This window comes from Pseudenhygromyxa sp. WMMC2535, from assembly GCF_011083025.2.
Genome location: NZ_JABJWV010000001.1, coordinates 6,600,496 through 6,616,667 on the forward strand (window position 1 = coordinate 6,600,496; position 16,172 = coordinate 6,616,667).

10 protein-coding genes are annotated in these 16,172 nt (G+C 68.5%); 6 read left to right on the forward strand and 4 right to left on the reverse strand.

Going from position 1 to position 16,172, the window contains the following annotated elements:
* Positions 1-58: 58 nt before the first annotated feature.
* The 4 genes from G6O69_RS25660 to G6O69_RS25675 all read left to right on the forward strand — a co-directional run bounded on the left by G6O69_RS25660 (position 59) and on the right by G6O69_RS25675 (position 5,299).
* A complete protein-coding gene (locus G6O69_RS25660; protein ID WP_172306139.1) occupies positions 59-3,703 on the forward strand; it encodes a protein kinase in 3,645 nt (1,214 codons plus the stop codon).
* Positions 3,704-3,998: 295 nt separating this feature from the next.
* Positions 3,999-4,457 carry a hypothetical protein gene (locus G6O69_RS25665; RefSeq protein WP_172306140.1) on the forward strand — a complete coding sequence of 153 codons (459 nt, stop codon included), beginning with the start codon at positions 3,999-4,001 and terminating at the stop codon, positions 4,455-4,457.
* The gene (locus G6O69_RS25670) at positions 4,454-4,744 is read left to right on the forward strand and encodes a hypothetical protein (protein ID WP_176397091.1); all 291 of its coding nucleotides are present in this window, start codon (positions 4,454-4,456) and stop codon (positions 4,742-4,744) included. The genes G6O69_RS25665 and G6O69_RS25670 overlap by 4 nt, the downstream gene beginning before the upstream one ends.
* A 51-nt stretch (positions 4,745-4,795) precedes the next feature.
* On the forward strand, positions 4,796-5,299 hold the full coding sequence (locus G6O69_RS25675; RefSeq protein ID WP_172306141.1) for a PDZ domain-containing protein: 504 nt from the start codon (positions 4,796-4,798) through the stop codon (positions 5,297-5,299).
* A gap of 105 nt (positions 5,300-5,404) precedes the next feature.
* Here the strand turns inward: G6O69_RS25675 and G6O69_RS25680 are convergent, their stop codons facing one another.
* The gene (locus G6O69_RS25680) at positions 5,405-6,661 is read right to left on the reverse strand and encodes a sigma 54-interacting transcriptional regulator (protein ID WP_172306142.1); all 1,257 of its coding nucleotides are present in this window, start codon (positions 6,659-6,661) and stop codon (positions 5,405-5,407) included.
* A gap of 281 nt (positions 6,662-6,942) precedes the next feature.
* On the reverse strand, positions 6,943-8,541 hold the full coding sequence (locus tag G6O69_RS25685) for an IS1182 family transposase (protein ID WP_172302407.1): 1,599 nt from the start codon (positions 8,539-8,541) through the stop codon (positions 6,943-6,945).
* Between the two features lie 162 nt (positions 8,542-8,703).
* On the opposite strand from G6O69_RS25685, the gene G6O69_RS25690 reads away from it, so the two are divergent.
* Positions 8,704-10,047 (forward strand): IS701 family transposase, encoded by a 1,344-nt coding sequence (locus G6O69_RS25690; RefSeq protein ID WP_172302544.1) that lies wholly within the window; start codon positions 8,704-8,706, stop codon positions 10,045-10,047.
* A gap of 84 nt (positions 10,048-10,131) precedes the next feature.
* On the opposite strand, the gene G6O69_RS25695 is transcribed toward G6O69_RS25690, so the two are convergent.
* Both G6O69_RS25695 and G6O69_RS25700 read right to left on the reverse strand, forming a co-directional pair.
* Positions 10,132-11,730 (reverse strand): IS1182 family transposase, encoded by a 1,599-nt coding sequence (locus G6O69_RS25695; RefSeq protein WP_172302564.1) that lies wholly within the window; start codon positions 11,728-11,730, stop codon positions 10,132-10,134.
* A 729-nt stretch (positions 11,731-12,459) separates the two neighbouring features.
* Positions 12,460-14,550 (reverse strand): tetratricopeptide repeat protein, encoded by a 2,091-nt coding sequence (locus tag G6O69_RS25700; RefSeq protein ID WP_172306143.1) that lies wholly within the window; start codon positions 14,548-14,550, stop codon positions 12,460-12,462.
* A 156-nt stretch (positions 14,551-14,706) separates the two neighbouring features.
* Between G6O69_RS25700 and G6O69_RS25705 the strand changes: the two genes are divergently transcribed.
* Positions 14,707-16,164, forward strand: coding sequence for a hypothetical protein (locus G6O69_RS25705; RefSeq protein ID WP_172306144.1), 1,458 nt, complete (start codon positions 14,707-14,709; stop codon positions 16,162-16,164).
* The last annotated feature ends 8 nt before the right edge of the window (positions 16,165-16,172 follow it).

The following is a 16,172-nucleotide window of genomic DNA, read 5'->3' on the forward strand; positions in this document are numbered from 1 at the left end:
CAAAATCTCGTGTGCTCGCTCATGATCGCTGGGTGCCAGATTCGAGCCGCGCATCGACATGAGCCCGCAGCGAGACGACGAGGAGCTTGGTGCGCTGCGTGGCGGGCTGCGTCTCGGGGGGGTGGAGGACCAGCAGCGCCGGGCCGAGGTCGAGGCCAGGCTCTTTGGTCTCTCGCTCGAGCCGGTCCGCGTCGGCCGCTACGCGATCGTCCGCAAGCTCGGCGCCGGGGGCATGGGGGTGGTCTACGTCGCCTACGACGAGCGCCTCGATCGCCGGGTCGCGCTCAAGCTCTTGCGCAGCGACATGTCGTCACCCAAAGCCATGGCCAGGCTCGAGCGCGAGGCGCAGGCCATGGCCAGGCTCTCCCATCCCAACGTGCTCACCATCCACGAGGTCGGGACCCACGCGGATCAGGTCTTCATGGCCATGGAGTTCGTCGAGGGCCTCGATCTCCGCGACTGGCTGACCGCCGAGGCGCGGCCGTGGCGGGCCGTGGTCGAGCACTTCATCCAGGCGGGCGAGGGCCTGGCGGCTGCCCACGCGGCCGGGGTGGTCCACCGCGACTTCAAGCCCGACAACGTGCTCGTCGGTGGTGACGGGCGCGTGCGCGTGGCGGACTTCGGCCTCGCCCACAGCTTTGGCGCCCCGCGTGAGGCGGACGAGGGCTCGGCGCCCGCCAACGAGCCGGGGCTGACCTGGACCGGGAGCGTGGCTGGGACGCCGGCCTATATGCCACCGGAGCAGTACCTGGGCGGGCGCAGCGACGCGCGCAGCGATCAATTCAGCTTCTGCGTCGCGCTGTGGGAGGGGCTCTATGGCCAGCGCCCCTTCCTCAGCCGCAACCTCGTCGGCCTGGCCGACGCGATCATGGCGGGCGAGATCGACGAGCCGAGCGACGATCGCGGGGTCCCGCCCTGGCTGCGCGCCGCCGTGCTCCGCGGCCTCGCTCGGGATCCAGACCAGCGCTGGCCGTCGATGCGCGCGCTGCTCGACGCCCTCGGTGACGACCCTCGCCGGCGCTGGCGACGGTTCGGCGTGGCCCTCGGCGTCGGCCTCGGGAGCCTGGCGCTGCTCGTCTTCGCCGGGCTGGCCATGCGCTCGCTGCAAGACAGCGCGCGCCAGCGCTACTTCTCCGGGTTCACGGCGGGGCTGCTGGAGATCGAGCGTGATCGCGGCCTGCTCCAGGCCCAGGATGACGCGGCGCGGGCCCGCGACGCGACGCGCATGAGCGTCGTCCGCAGCCTCGAGCGCGCGCCCCTCGGTGGACGCGAGCGCGAGCGCGAGCTGGGTGACCCCGCCGCGATCGCGGCGCTGCTGCGCGAGGTCGAGGGCGAGTCGAGCCACGACGGCGAGTGGCTGTCCGCGGCCAACCGGGTCCTGGGGGAGCCGCTGAGCCACGCCTTGCTCCGGGGGCACCGCGGGGAGATCAGCGCGCTGGTCTACGCGCGCGACGGCAGCTGGCTGGCCTCGGCCTCGACGGACGGCGAGGTCTGGCGCTGGACGCCGGCCGACGCGCGCGGCGAGCCGATCTATCGCCACGAGGGGGAGGTGACCCAGCTGATCCACAGCGACGACGGTCGCTGGCTGGCCTCGGCCTCGACCGGCGGGGAGGTGCGGCTGTGGTCGCTGCGCTCGCAGACGAGTCTGGTCCTGCGCCGGGGGTCGGCGGAGGTCCGCGCGCTGGCCTTCGATCCTCGCGGCCGCTGGCTGGCCGCTGGCTCGGCCGATGGCGAGCTCGCGCTCTATGATCTCGAGGGGCTCTATGATCTCGAGGAGCTCGAGGAGCTCGGAGAGCTCGGGGAGGCGGGGGAGCGCGGTCCGACGCTGGCCATCGCCGCCCACCAGACCTTCGTCCTCGCCCTCGCCTTCGACCCCTCCGGGTCCTGGCTGCTGACGGGATCGAGCGACAAGCAGGCTCGGCTGTGGCGCCTCGATGATCTCGACGGCCCGGTCCCGCCCCAGCCCGCGGCGGTGCTCGGTGGTCACGACGATGGCGTGTACTTCGTCGCGCTGCCCTCGGCGCAGCGGGCGGTCACGGCGGCCGACGACGGGACCGCCCGGGTCTGGACGCTCCACGGCGAGGCTGGCCGCGACCCCGCGCCGGCGAGCTCGATCGTGGCCCGTCATCCCCAGGCGATCGCGGCCATGGCCATCCACGGCGAGCAGATCGCAACCGGGAGCCTCGACGGCAGCGTGCGCGTGGGCTCCTTGTTCGCCCCCCACGACTCGGTGGCGCTCCCAGGCCACTCGGATCAGGTCTGGGGGGTGGCCTTCATCGACGAGGGTCGGCAGGTCGTGAGCGCGTCCTTCGATCGCCGCGCCCAGGTCAGCCGCGCAGACGGCCGCGGCGAGGCGCGCGAGCTCGTCGGCCACGCGGGGTCGATCTACACCATCGCCCTCGACGGCGCGGGGCGCTACCTGGCGACGGGCGCCTACGACTCCGAGATCCGGATCTGGGATCTCGAGCGTCCGCAGCTGACGACGCCCCTGCGCGGCCACGCGGACACGGTCTTCAGCGTGGAGGTCGACGCCGCGGGGGCCCGGGCGGTGACCGCCTCCCACGACGGGAGCGCGCAGGTCTGGAGCGTGGCCGAGGGCGTGTCGCTGGCTCGGCTCGACGCGCGCGGCAGCGGCAGCGGCAGCGGCAGCGGCAGCACGGAGGTCTCCGTGGACGAGGACCTCGCCCTCAACCACGCCCTGCTCACCCCCGACGGGACCCAGGTCGCGACCGCGCGCAACGACGGCAGGGTCTCGCTGTGGACCGTGGCCGACGGCCGCGAGACCGTCCTCGGCGAGCTCCGGCCCAGCGCCTGGAGCCTGGCCTTCGACGAGTCGGGGCGGCGGCTCGCGGCCGGCTTCAGGGGCGGTCAGGTCCGGGTCTGGGACCTCGAGGACCCAAAAAAAGATGCGGTCGCGCTCCATGGTCACGAGCTCTTCATCTCGGCCGTGGCCTTCGAGCGGGGGGGAGCGGGGCGCGTGGTCACGGCCTCGGGGGACGGGAGCGTGCGGGTGTGGAGCCCCGAGACTGGCGCGGCGCTGGCCACCTTGCCCGCGCAGGCGGGCAAGATCTACGCCCTGGTCCAGAGCCCCGATGGTCGGCGCTGGGCCACGGGGGGCGAGGACGGCAGCGTGCAGCTGTGGCCCAGCCTCGAGGACGACGCGGCGCCGCGGCGGCTGGTCGGCCACGACAAGGCGGTGTGGTCGCTGGCCTTCGACGCCGACGGCCAGCGCCTGGTCTCGGGCGGCCACGACGGGCGGGCGCTGGTCTGGGGTGTGGACGAGGGTCGACTGATCGACGCGCTCGAGGGCCACGGCGGCAAGGTCTGGGACGTCGCCGTGCTCCCCGACGCCAGGGTCGTCACGGCCTCGGGCGACGGGGGGCTGCGGATCTGGACGCCGGAGAGCGGGGCGCCTGCGCTGCGCCTCGATCACCACGGCGCCGACATCCAGAGCCTGGCCGTCGGCCTCGGCGGTCAGCGGGTGATCTCGGCCTCGGCCGACGCCACGGCGATGATCTGGCGAGTCGAGCTGACGAGCGTCGACCCCGAGGGCCTGCTCGCGCGGCTGTGGCAGGCGACGAGCGCCTGCCTGAGCGCCCAGCAGCGCCGGCGCGAGCTCGGCGAGACCCGCGAAGAGGCGGAGGCGGGGGCCGCGGCCTGCGAGCAGGCGGTGGCGCGGGCGCGGTCGAAGCCGTCGAACTGAGCGCGGTCGTGGCAGAGGCGGGCCGAGTGTCGGCTCGTCGGCGATGAGCTCGATGTCAGTGAATGCCCTGACAGGGGTCATTCACTGACGCGCGCCGAGGTCGAGCGAGGCGACGGGAAAAATGCCCCAGTCGTCGTGGCAGGTGGCGAGAAAATCGTCAGCTGGAGGTCTTTGTTGCACCTCGTCTCGTCAGCGCCGCGCCGTCGCGGGCAGGCGCCCGCCTGGCGTGGCCATATTGACTATACTCGGGGTGGCACGGCCCATGCACAACCAGTGGCCGTGCGCTGAGGAAGTCATGAAGACGAAAACAAACGCTCTCTACCCCCGCTTGCTCACTGCGCGGGGACTGCTGGGGTCTGGTGCGCTGCTTTGTGCGGCGTTGATCGGAGGCTCGCTACTTGGCGCATGCTCGGACAGGCAGGCTGATGCTGACTACAGCGACTACATCGCGGAGACCTGCGAGATGGCTTGTCCTGCGATGTATGAGTGCTCGTATGTCGTGGACGATGAACAGCTAGAGTTTTGTCTAAATAATTGCATTGCCGAGTCGATCCGAGAAAATCAGTGTGGGTCGCGGCGAGCGATATTTCTCCGCTGCGTATCAACAATTTCATGCGAAGAGATGGACTACTATCAGAATTCTCTCGATCAGCATGAGGGAGTTCCTGGGGATTTTGACTGCGCATTCGAGGTGAACGCCTACGTGGCATGCAGCCCGGATGAACCTTTTGATCCCAATGAATGGGATGAGTGAGGAAAGAGATGAAAGAGATGCAAGACAGAAAGTACGTGATTCTCGTGATTTGTGCCGTTGCCCTGGGAGGCTGCCTGGAGCCCAATCCGAATTACATGCCTCTTTGTGGAGAGGCATATGGTATCGATGTCGTCGGGGCACAAGCTTTCGCTGAGGACTCGGTTTTTGGGACTACCATCTGTGCAGACGGGACGAGCGGTGATGACTGTGAGCCCATCCACGTGGAGACCTGCGTGTCCGAGGCCAAGTCCCTGGAGCTCGCAAACGACCAAGAGAGCCTCTCGTAGATCGCGCTCCGCAACAAGGCCATCGCCGCGTGCCAGGAAGAGGCCGCGTTGATGGGGGCACAGTCCGAGGACTGCGCCGACAACCTCTCCGAGCCGATCTTCCTCGGCGCGTGCCGACTCAGAGAGGCCGCCTGCGAGGCCCCTGCTGGCGACGACGAGGCCGGTGAAGACGAGGGCGGCGACGACGGCGAGGGGCTCCAGGAGCTCGCGGGCGTGACCTGCAACGACGCGGTCTGCACGGTGCCCGAGGCGCTGATCGAGTCGCTGCTCTACGCCTCCGCCGACACCCTCTCGGCCGATGGCACGCTGTTGTCGGCTCACTACACGAGCCTCGGCAGCCAAGACGGCTGGGAGGTCAGCGGTGTGGTCGCTGGGAACCTCGGCGATGTGCTCGGCCTCCAAAACGGGGACGTCATCACCGAGATCGACGGTGAGGTGGTCGACAGCTTGGACGCCGCGCTGGCGGTCGGTAGCCTGGTGGTCTACGCCGAGTCGGTCGACCTCGGGATCGTGCGCAGCGGTCAGCTGATCCAGCGGACCTACGAGCGCGAGTAGCTGCAGATTGTCGGTGAGCCGACGCAAAGAGGCGCCGGGGGGAGCTCCCCCGGCGCCTCTTTGATTGGGTGCGCGCGCAGGCGCTGGGTCGGTCGATGCTGGCCGTCAGCGCTGGGCGTGGGCATACAAGCCCAGCGCCTTGAGCCGCCTGCGCAGCGTGTCACGGCTGATCTCCAGGTGCTTGGCGAGGTGCGAGAGGTTGCCGCCGTAGCGATCGAGCAGCCGCGGCAAGGTCAGCTGATCGACGGCGGCGTGAAGCTCGGCGTAGGTGCGGTCGTCGCTGACCAGATGCGCGGCAGGGGATGGGGTCGCGAGCATCAGGTGCTCCGAGCGGATGACGCCTCCGCGGCAAGTATGGGCTGCGCGCTCGATCACGTTGCGGAGCTCGCGGACGTTTCCCGGCCAGTCGTGCTGGACGAGCATGGCGCTGGCGTCTTCGTCGAGCTCGACGTGGACCTCGAAGTCACGGCGGATTCGGTCGAGGAAGAGCTCGGTGAGGGTCAGGACGTCCTCGCCACGCTCGCGCAAGGCGGGGGTGCGGACGATCGCGCGGGCGAGTCGATAGTAGAGATCTTCGCGGAACTCGCCCTTGGCGACGGCCTGACGGAGATCGCGGTGGGTCGCAGCGACGATCCGCAGGTCGAGGGGGCGCTGGCGTCCGGGCTCGCCCATGCGCGAGACCTGTCTGCGCTCGAGTACGCCGAGCAGCTTGCGCTGGAGCGCGAGGCTGAGCTCGCCGACCTCGTCCATGAACAAGGTGCCGCCGCTGGCTGCCTCGAAGATGCCGGGCTGGTCGCGATCGGCGCCCGTGAACGCGCCCTTGCGGAAGCCGAAGAGCGTGCCCTCGGCGAGGGTGCTCGACAGCGAGGCGCAGTCGAGAGTGACGAAGGGTCGCCGCGGGCGGGCGAGCTCGTGGATCGTCTGGGCGGTCAGCTCCTTGCCGGTCCCGGTCTCGCCGAGGACGAGGATGTCGAGGGGCGTGGGGCCGAGGGTCTCGAGTTGCATGTAGAGCTCGCGCATGGCCAAGCTGTCGCCGTGCAGCTGGCCGAAGCGCTCGCTGTCGAGGACCTCGACCTCGACCTCGGCGACGGACTCGAGGCGAACCCGGCACTCTCCCGCGAGGAATTCGTCGCCGGGCTCGAGGCGAAAGGCCTCGACTCGCCGGCCGCCCCACCACGTGCCGTTGGTGCTGCCGAGGTCACGCAGGCGCACCCCAGCGGCGTCGAGCTGGAGCTGAAGGTGGAGCTTGCTGACCGAGCCGTGCTCGACCACGATGTCGGCGAGCTGGCTCCTGCCCACGGTGAAGGTGGTGCCGTCGAGCTGGTGCAGGGCGGGGGTGGGCCCGTCGAGGACCCTGAGCACGAGTCTGCCGGGGCGTCTAGCGGTGGCGCGGGGGCGGTGGACCTTTGTGGTTGGCGAGGTTCGCTCGGCGGTGTTCACTTTGGGGACGCTAGGAGCCCGTGGTGGAACCCAGCGCGGCTCCTGGCGCAGGGATTTTTGTCGAGGGCGCGAAGCCAAAACGCTGCTGTACCGGGCGTACTGCAAGTTTTGGCGACAAAGCCCTCGGCGAAAAGACCAAGCCAGGTGTCGTGTTGGGTTTCACCACGGGCTCCTAGAGCGGCGACCAGTTTGAATTCGGTGAGCTACGCCGCATTTGCCAGCTTCGGGCACTCCAGCTCATGCTGGATGACCTGCAGATTGACGAGCACTGCCGCTCGCGTGGAGTCGTACTCATTCTTGCGTATGCCGAGGTAGCGAGCTCGGTTGCCTTGGCGCTGGCCGACATGAGCGAGCGTATGCTCGACGACGACGCGCTGTCGCAGTCGCGCGCGTCCGCGCGGTGCTCGTTGGAGGACCCGTAGTTTCGCTTGCAACGGCTCGTTGGCGGCGATTCGGAGGCCTCGGCCCCGGTCCGAGGTCGTGCACTTGGGCTTGAGCTCGCAGGCGTTGCAGACATCAGCCTCGAAGCGGGCGCTCTCGCCGAGGAGCATGGGTTGGGTCTGTCCCCCTGGGCAGGTCACCGTCTGGCTGACGAAGTCGAGGCTGAAGTCGGTCTTGGCGAATTTGTCGCCGTTGGACTGCCGCCATGGCTTGCAGATGACCTCGACGCCGCTGGCCACGAGTTCGGGGACGTCCGAGCTCTCGATGTAGCCCCGGTCGAAGTGCAGGCTCGCGAGTTCGAGGCCCAGATGTTCGACTCGGTCGACGAGCGTGGGGAGGCTGTCTTTCTCCGGCTGGTTCGCCGGAGCCACCGTCACAGCGAGGATGAGCTTGGTGTGAAGACTGACGACGACGTGGCGCTTGTATCCGTTGAAGGACTTCGTCTTGGTCTTGCGACCGTGACGCATGTCGGGGTCCTCGACGGACACACGCCGGTCTTTCGCCACGCCCCGCTTGATGCGCTGGCCTCCGCGGTCGGGGTCGGGCTCGAGATCCTGTCCACGTAGCTGCTCGAGTAGCGCGAGCTGGTCTTGCAACGGAGGCTTGCTGCTCTCGCTCGACAGGTTCGTCTCGACCCACTGTTCGAGCGTCTCAATCTGTCCGAGCAAACGGTTCAACGCCGCGCTCTTGGCCGCAGGGTTGGACCAGTCGATATCGAGCGCCTTCTTGATGCTCGGCTCCGCGAGCAGCGGGATGCCGAGCTCGTCGACGAGCAGCTCCGCCGGTCGAGCGCGTAGCTCGGCGACGCACAGCACGACCTTCCACGCCGCGTGAGCGAGGAGGTTGAAGGTGTCCTCGACCCGACCCGCACCTCGAAGCGGGCTCGAGTCCACGGCGACGTCGAGCTTCTTGGGCAGCTTCTTGAAGTCGAAGGCGCCAGTTCGCTTGGCGAGCTCCCGAGTGCGCTCGAGCAGCTTGCGGTCCATGTCGTGAGCGATGAGCCGCTCGCGGAAGTTGAACAGCGAGCCCTGGGAAAACGGCGGGTCATCGCAACCAAGGCAGCCGAGGACCAGCTGCCATCGAGCATCACAGGCGGCGAGTTCGACGGCCTCCGAGTCCGACGCGTTGGAGTAGCCCTGAAGCAGTAGGGCCATGGCGAGCAGTGCGGGCGGCATCGGGTTCTTCCCGGCTCCGGTGTCGCGGTACATCTGCTCGAGTTCGGCTTGGAAGTCGTCGTCGAACAGCTCGAGCCGGTGGTCACACAGGAAGCCAAACAGCTTGCGCTTCTTGCCGACGCGCTTGCGGATGCGGGCTTCGCGGGGAGACAGAGTGACGGGAGGGTTCCAGCGGGGGAGCGTCATGCGTGGCCTCGTGCGAGGCCTACGGGATCACGACCGCCAGACGTTGTCGAACCGCGCCGCTAAGCGATCGGAATCTATTAACAATTCAAACTGATCGCCGCTCTAGGACTACTTGGTCAGATGGGGATCGACAACGATCCCCAGCTGTGATCTGCTGCGGGGGTGACTCCAGAACAAATCTCCCGGGTGGGGGCCGAACTCGAGGAGTTTCTCGGCTACATCACTCATCAGATGGGTCGCAGCGAGCGGCGCGAGGCCCTCGCCAACTACATGCGTGGGCTTCTCCTCGATGGCGAGCGCAAGAGCATGGTGCCCATCGCTCAGCGCCTCGCAGCCGCGCCCGGTGACAGCGAAGCCATCCGCCAGCGACTCCAGCAGGCGATCACGATCGCTGATTGGGACGAGTGGGAGCTGTTTCGCCGACTCGCCCTGCGCGTCGAGGACAAGCTCCCGGGCCTCGACGCCTTCGTCATCGACGACACCGGCTTCCCCAAGAAGGGCAAGCACTCCGTCGGGGTACAGCGTCAGTACTCGGGGACGATGGGCCGCGTCGACAATTGCCAGGTCGCAGCAAGCCTCCACCTCGCCAGCGAGGCGGGCGGCGCTTGCATCGGCATGCGCTTGTTTCTTCCCGAGGTCTGGGCCAACGACCCAAGGCGCCGGACCAAGGCAGGCGTCCCCGAGGAGCTCTCCCATCAAACGAAGCTCGAGCTCGGCCTCGGCATGCTCGACCGCGCCCTCGAATGGGGGCTCGCGCCTCGACCGGTGCTCGCCGACGCGGCCTACGGCGACTCGACGGAATTCCGCAAGGGACTCGAAGAACGCGGGCTCCACTACGTACTGCGCATCTCCGGCAACGCGGTCGTATGGCCGCCAGGGACGTGCCCGAGCCCTCCTCCGTCCAAAGCTCCCGGCACCAGGGGGCGGCCACGAACAAAGTGGGTCTCCCCCGAAGGAGTCGAGCCCGTCTCGGTCGAAGAGCTGGCGAAGAGCTTGCCTGCCAGGCGCTTCCGTCACGTCGAATGGCGCCACGGGACGCGCGGGCCTCAGCGGCGGCGCTTCGCGGTGCTACGCATCCGAACCGCGCACCGGCATCGGTCAGGGCACCCACCGGGTGAAGTGCAGTGGCTGCTGTGTGAGTGGTCCTACAAGAAGAAGGAGCCAACCGCGTTTTATTTGTCGAACTTGCCCGCGAAGACCACGGTCAAGAGGCTGGTCTACCTGGCCAAGCTTCGCTGGCGGATCGAACGGGACTACCAGGAGATGAAAGGGGAGCTCGGCCTCGACCACTTCGAGGGACGAACATGGCGAGGCTTCCACCACCACGTCGCCCTGGTCGCCGCGGCTCACGCCTTTCTCACGCTCCACCGCGTGATTTTTTCCCCGGAGGACCCGGAGGCGGAAAGCACAGCGAGCCGAGCCGGGGCTGACCATCCAGGCATTCCGAGCGTTGCTACAAGTGGTCCTGCTTCACTTGCTGGGTCACTGTCCCATGTGCGGACGTGACATCGACCCACGGGGGCCACCGATCAGGCCCTCGCGGATGTGATCAAGTCGTACTAGAGCGGCGACCAGTTTGAATTCGGTGAGCTACGCCGCATTTGCCAGCTTCGGGCACTCCAGCTCATGCTGGATGACCTGCAGATTGACGAGCACTGCCGCTCGCGTGGAGTCGTACTCATTCTTGCGCATGCCGAGGTAGCGAGCTCGGTTGCCTTGGCGCTGGCCGACATGAGCGAGCGTATGCTCGACGACGACGCGCTGTCGCAGTCGCGCGCGTCCGCGCGGTGCTCGTTGGAGGACCCGTAGTTTCGCTTGCAACGGCTCGTTGGCGGCGATTCGGAGGCCTCGGCCCCGGTCCGAGGTCGTGCACTTGGGCTTGAGCTCGCAGGCGTTGCAGACATCAGCCTCGAAGCGGGCGCTCTCGCCGAGGAGCATGGGTTGGGTCTGTCCCCCTGGGCAGGTCACCGTCTGGCTGGCGAAGTCGAGGCTGAAGTCGGTCTTGGCGAATTTGTCGCCGTTGGACTGCCGCCATGGCTTGCAGATGACCTCGACGCCGCTGGCCACGAGTTCGGGGACGTCCGAGCTCTCGATGTAGCCCCGGTCGAAGTGCAGGCTCGCGAGTTCGAGGCCCAGATGTTCGACTCGGTCGACGAGCGTGGGGAGGCTGTCTTTCTCCGGCTGGTTCGCCGGAGCCACCGTCACAGCGAGGATGAGCTTGGTGTGAAGACTGACGACGACGTGGCGCTTGTATCCGTTGAAGGACTTCGTCTTGGTCTTGCGACCGTGACGCATGTCGGGGTCCTCGACGGACACACGCCGGTCTTTCGCCACGCCCCGCTTGATGCGCTGGCCTCCACGGTCGGGGTCGGGCTCGAGATCCTGTCCACGTAGCTGCTCGAGTAGCGCGAGCTGGTCTTGCAACGGAGGCTTGCTGCTCTCGCTCGACAGGTTCGTCTCGACCCACTGTTCGAGCGTCTCAATCTGTCCGAGCAAACGGTTCAACGCCGCGCTCTTGGCCGCAGGGTTGGACCAGTCGATATCGAGCGCCTTCTTGATGCTCGGCTCCGCGAGCAGCGGGATGCCGAGCTCGTCGACAAGCAGCTCCGCCGGTCGAGCGCGTAGCTCGGCGACGCACAGCACGACCTTCCACGCCGCGTGAGCGAGGAGGTTGAAGGTGTCCTCGACCCGACCCGCACCTCGAAGCGGGCTCGAGTCCACGGCGACGTCGAGCTTCTTGGGCAGCTTCTTGAAGTCGAAGGCGCCAGTTCGCTTGGCGAGCTCCCGAGTGCGCTCGAGCAGCTTGCGGTCCATGTCGTGAGCGATGAGCCGCTCGCGGAAGTTGAACAGCGAGCCCTGGGAAAACGGCGGGTCATCGCAACCAAGGCAGCCGAGGACCAGCTGCCATCGAGCATCACAAGCGGCGAGTTCGACGGCCTCCGAGTCCGACGCGTTGGAGTAGCCCTGAAGCAGTAGGGCCATGGCGAGCAGTGCGGGCGGCATCGGGTTCTTCCCGGCTCCGGTGTCGCGGTACATCTGCTCGAGTTCGGCTTGGAAGTCGTCGTCGAACAGCTCGAGCCGGTGGTCACACAGGAAGCCAAACAGCTTGCGCTTCTTGCCGACGCGCTTGCGGATGCGGGCTTCGCGGGGAGACAGAGTGACGGGAGGGTTCCAGCGGGGGAGCGTCATGCGTGGCCTCGTGCGAGGCCTACGGGATCACGACCGCCAGACGTTGTCGAACCGCGCCGCTAAGCGATCGGAATCTATTAACAATTCAAACTGATCGCCGCTCTAGCATGGCGAGGGATCTTGTCGACGCGACCGGCATGCCCGTCTGCGTCGTCACGATGTGCCCACAGTCGGCGAGCCCGAGAGCGCGCCCCAAGGACGTGGCGCGCCGTGTCGCTGCGGGCATGTCTGCCTATATTCTGGCTGGTGCTGCCCATGGACAACTCGCAAACAAATGACTGACGAGCAACGAAGTCAGCGGCCGGTGCTCCAAGCCTGGGGCCCTTCAAGTCCTCTGGTGCGCGCACTAGAGCTTTGTCTGAACAACTGCATTGCCGAGTCGATCCGAGAAAATCAGTGTGGGTCGCGGCGAGCGGTATTTCTCCGCTGCTTGTCAACAATTTCATGCGAAGAGATGGACTGCTATCAGAATTCTCTCGATCAGCATGAGGGAGTTCCTGAAGATTTTAGCTGTGCAATAGAGGCAATCGCCTCCGGGTCATGCGATTCGGATGAGCCTTTTGACCCCCATGAGTGGGACGAGTGAGAAGGGCGGACGGCGGCGCGGAGGTCCTCGAGACGTGTCTGCCGGACGGCCAAACGTGAAAGAGCGCCCCCAAGCGACGCGGCGCGAGGGGACGCTCTCGATCGAGCAGACGAGGGGCGCAGACGCAGCCCCGACCGGCTGGCTCAGGCCTGGGGTAGGCTCTCGAGGATCGCCTGGAACTGGGGGTGACCAGGGATCATCTGCAGCGCGGCGGTGCAGATCTGCCGCGCCTCCGCGAACATGTTCGCGTCGCGCATGCAGGTCGCGAGGCCGATCACCGGATCGACCTCGCGGGGGTTGAGGGCGACGACGGCCCGCAGGTGCTCCACGGCCTCGCGCGGGCGGCCCTGCTTGCGCAGGATGCCGGCGATCAGCTGGCGGATCTGCGCGTCGTTGGGGCGCAGGCGGACCGCGTTCATCAGGTGGCTGAGCGCGGCGGCGTCACCCTCGGACTCGCGCACGGCGAGGGCGAGCATCAGGTGGGGCTGCCAGTAGCGGGCGTCCTTGGCCACGACCTCGCGCAGGAACACGGCGGCTTCGTTGCGCTTGCCGAGGTCACCGCTGTTGACCTGGTCGATGGCGGCCTCGTAGCGCGCCTCGAAGTCGTCGAGCTCGAGGGCGAGCAGGGCGCGGCGACCAAAGGCGTCGTCGTCGAGGGAGCGGCGGGGCAGGGCGAGCAGCTTCTCGAGCCACGGGCGAGCCTCCTGGGGATCCTCGCCCTCGAGGCGCAAGGTGGCCAGAGAGGTGAGCACGGCGGGGTTTTGGCCGTGCTTCTCGCCGGCGGCCTCGAGCAGCGCGATGGCCTTCTCGTCCTCCTCCTCGACGGCGAGGTCGAGGAGCATCTCGAGCGCGGTCTTGGCGACATGGGCGAGGCCGACGGCGGTCTCGAGCAGCTTCATGGCCTCCTCGCGGTCCTCGCCCTGCTCGCTGGTGTCGTCGTCGGAGCGGTCCCACAGCACGTTGGCGAGGTCGCCGTAGGCGCTGGGGATCTGGCCCTCGTCCACGGCGCGGCGCAAGAAGGGCTCGGCGGCGTCGAAGTCGTCGTTCTCGATCAGCAAGCTGCCGAGCAGGGCGAGCACCGGCGGGGCCTCGTTGCCGTTCTCGGCGGCGTGCTGGGCGACCTTGAGGGCGTTCTCCGTGTCCTGGGTCTGGCGCAGGGTCTGGATGAAGTTGACCGTGACCTGGACGTTGGTCGGGGCGAGGTTGAAGGCCTGGTTGAAGGCGTTGATGGCCGTGGGCAGGTCGCCGAGGCGACGCGCGACCACGCCGAGGTGATGCCAGGCCTCGACGTCGTCCTTGCGGCGCTGGGCGGCGATCGACAGCGCCTGGAGCGAGAGCGGGATCGTCGTGCGATCGGGGTTGATGGCCATCAGGATGTCGACCATCCCGTGCAGCGCCTCCATGGCCGCGTCGAACTTGGGATCGCGGTTGATCGCGTCCATCAGCGGGTTGAGCAGCTGATCGGTGGTCGCGGGCACGGTCCGACCCTGGAGGGCCGAGAGGTTGCCGAGGCCGACGAGGAAGCTGAGCGTGGCCTGGATCTCCTCGGTCCCGAAGGCCGCCTTGGCGTCGGCGTGCTCGACGGTCTGGCCGCTCTTGGCGGCGAGCTCCTGGAGCGCCTCGAACAGCTTGGTGGGCAGCTCGCTGGCCTGGAACTCACCGGACCAGGTGGCGATCTCCTCGAGGTGGCCGGGGACGGTCTCGGGGGTGTCGCTCTCCTCGCCCTCCTCGCGCTCGCTGGCGTCGACGGGGGTGCTGCCGTCCTTGTGGATCTCGACCAGGCGCAGGTCGAGGGTCAGCTTGTCCTCGGACACGAAGAAGTTGCCGCTCACGGCCCGGCGGGCGTTGGGGAAGCGGGCGGCGCCCTGGAGGGCGCGCGAGTCGGTCCAGGGATCGCGGTAGATGAGCAGCGCCGGGACCTTGCGGCCCTGCTGCTCGGCGATGGCGGTGAACACCGGGGCGGCGGCCTTGAGTCCGGTGCGCGCGAGCTCCTGAGCCATCCAGCGCTGGACGCCCATGGACAGGGGCGCGCCCTTGCCCTCGTTGACGCAGGCCAGCGGGAGGAGCACCAGCTCGATCTCCGACGCGGCCTTTTGCAGGGCCTCGAGCTCCTCGCCCTCGCCCTCGTCCTCGGCCGCATCCGCGCCCTCGGGATCTCCCTCGAGGTCGCCCTCGGTGGGGGCGCCAGCGGTCGCTTCGAGCTCTTCTTGGGGTTTCTCGTCGTCTCCGGCCATGGGCGCCGACCTTGCCCGAAGGGGCGCAGGGGCGCAAGCGCGCCGGGTGTCGCGCTTCCTCGCGCAGTCGGGGGCGTGCAGTCGGGGTCGCAGCCAGGGCGGGCCTCGCAAAGTCATCGCTGCGCGCGGGTGCCCATCCTTGTTAGCTTCGAGCCGATGTCGCGCGCGCCAGCTCACGTGCTCGCTGTGGGAGCCCTGCTCGCGTTCGCGCTGGCTGGCTCGGGGTGCGGGCTCGAGGGCGTGGAGGCCCGGGCGCTGTGGCTCGACAGCACCGTCGACGGGGGAGAGCGCCGGCTGCACGTCTACGATCGCGGGGAGCTGTGGACCCTCGACGTGCTCGGCCCGAGCGCGCCGATCGAGCACCTGCGCCTGGGCCCCAAAGGACGCGGGGTGCTCGTGCGCGCGGGGACGCGCGCGGGCGCCTGGGTCGATCTCGAGGATCAGCGCCGTCTGCTCCTGCAGCTGCCACCGGTGACGATCGCCGGGCCGCCGCGGGTGCAGCTGAGCAGCTCGGGCACGGCCTTGTTCTGGATCGCCGACGACGGCGGCCTCGAGCTCGTCCCGCTCGCGCCGGGGCTCGGGCTCGAGCGCCGTGAAGACGACGACACGATCATCCCCCTGCGCGCGGAGGGTGCCTACGACTGGGCGCAGGGGGCGAGCGCGGCCCCGGTGCTCCTCGCCGTCGGCGACGGGGCGACGCGCCTGGAGCTGCTGCGCTACCCCGAGCAGGACGCTGAAGCCAGCGCCGAGCTCGGGCTCGGCGAGGTCGCGGTGGTCGAGGGGTTGAGCCTGCCCGTCGCGCCCAGCGAGGCGCGCAGCTGCGAGCTGCTCGCAGACTGCGGGGTCCTCGTCGCCATGGATCCAGCTGGCAGGCGGGTGATCTTCGCAGACGGCGAGAGCGGGAGCTGGCAGAGCGTCGACGCGCGCACGCCCGAGCTCTCGGGGGCCCTCGAGCTGCCCGCGGCCCTGGTCGAGGCGGGGGGCGAGGGGGGCGTTGGCCTGCTCCACGTCGTCGACCGCGAGGTCTCGATCTGGCAAGCGGGGGGCAGCATGCACCGCTGGGACGAGCGCAGGGGCAGCGTCGACAGCTTCCCGCTCTTCGTGGGTGGGCCCTATTGGTGGTTTGTCGCCGACGAGGGCGAAGCGGTGGTCCTCGCGTCGATCGCCGGGCCGGTCCTGCGTGCGGACGCCGAGGGCTTGGAGCCGCTCAGCCTCGAGACCAGCCCCTGCACACTCTCGGGCGAGCCGGTCGTCTCCCCCTCCGGGACGTGGGTGGCCTGGGCCTGCTTCGACGAGAGCGCGAGCGCGAGCGCTTCCTTTACCAGCGGCGCGCTGATCCGCGTCTCGCCCAGTGGGCTCGAGCGTCTGGCAGGAGTACCAATGGTCCCGCTGGCCCTCGATGACGACGGCGCGCTGCTGCTGCACAGCGTCCAGACGGTTTACCTCGACCTCCTCGACGGGGTGGAGTCGCAGGATGTGCCGCGCAGCTTGTTCGTGCTCTCTGGCGATGGCGTGCTCACGCGCGTCGACGATCTCGAGCCGGCCCCCGCGCCGGTGTTCCCGGGGACGAGCGAAATCGGCGCGTACATTCAGGCGGTCGCGTTGCCGCGGTGAGAGCGGGA

Excerpts from the sequence above, each read along its gene's own strand:
- G6O69_RS25660 (WP_172306139.1), top strand. The coding sequence starts at position 59 with ATGAGCCCGCAGCGAGACGACGAGGAGCTTGGTGCGCTGCGTGGCGGG.
- G6O69_RS25665 (WP_172306140.1), top strand. The coding sequence starts at position 3,999 with ATGAAGACGAAAACAAACGCTCTCTACCCCCGCTTGCTCACTGCGCGG.
- G6O69_RS25675 (WP_172306141.1), top strand. The coding sequence starts at position 4,796 with ATGGGGGCACAGTCCGAGGACTGCGCCGACAACCTCTCCGAGCCGATC.
- G6O69_RS25685 (WP_172302407.1), bottom strand. The coding sequence starts at position 8,541 with ATGACGCTCCCCCGCTGGAACCCTCCCGTCACTCTGTCTCCCCGCGAA.
- G6O69_RS25695 (WP_172302564.1), bottom strand. The coding sequence starts at position 11,730 with ATGACGCTCCCCCGCTGGAACCCTCCCGTCACTCTGTCTCCCCGCGAA.
- G6O69_RS25700 (WP_172306143.1), bottom strand. The coding sequence starts at position 14,550 with ATGGCCGGAGACGACGAGAAACCCCAAGAAGAGCTCGAAGCGACCGCT.
- G6O69_RS25705 (WP_172306144.1), top strand. The coding sequence starts at position 14,707 with ATGTCGCGCGCGCCAGCTCACGTGCTCGCTGTGGGAGCCCTGCTCGCG.